We start from the raw sequence: 594 nt of genomic DNA on the forward strand, positions 1-594 counted from the left end.
GTCACGCTGCTCGAAAGGGTCCTCAGTGGACTTCGCAAGCTCTAACGCGGCCGCCCCCACCCGCGCCACCACCTCCGCGAAGATCGTCGTCGCGGGCGGCTTCGGCGTCGGCAAGACCACGCTCGTCGGCGCCGTCTCCGAGATCAACCCCCTGCGCACCGAAGCCGTCATGACCTCGGCCTCCGCCGGCATCGACGACATCAGCCACGTCTCCGGCAAGACGACCACCACCGTCGCCATGGACTTCGGCCGCATCACCCTCGACGAAGACCTCATCCTCTACCTCTTCGGCACCCCCGGACAGGACCGCTTCTGGTTCATGTGGGACGACCTCGTCCGAGGCGCCATCGGAGCCGTCGTCCTCGTCGACACCCGCCGCCTCGCCGACTGCTTCCCCGCCCTCGACTACTTCGAGAACAGCGGACTGCCCTTCGTCGTCGCCCTCAACGGCTTCGACGGACACCAGCCCCACACCGCCGACGAAGTCCGCGAAGCCCTCCAACTCGGCGCCGACACCCCCGTCATCACCCTCGACGCCCGCCGCCGCGACAGCGCCAAGAGCGCCCTCATCACCCTCGTCGAACACGCCCTGCT

General features: G+C 68.5%; 1 protein-coding gene. It reads left to right on the forward strand.

Annotated elements, in window-relative coordinates; genetic code table 11:
• Positions 1–25: 25 nt before the first annotated feature.
• The coding region (locus tag IF30_RS0140480) for a GTP-binding protein (protein ID WP_030248256.1) at positions 26–594 on the forward strand (569 nt) is incomplete at its 3' end.

The sequence above is a fragment of the Streptomyces sp. NRRL S-350 genome (assembly GCF_000719705.1).
Taxonomy (GTDB): domain Bacteria; phylum Actinomycetota; class Actinomycetes; order Streptomycetales; family Streptomycetaceae; genus Kitasatospora.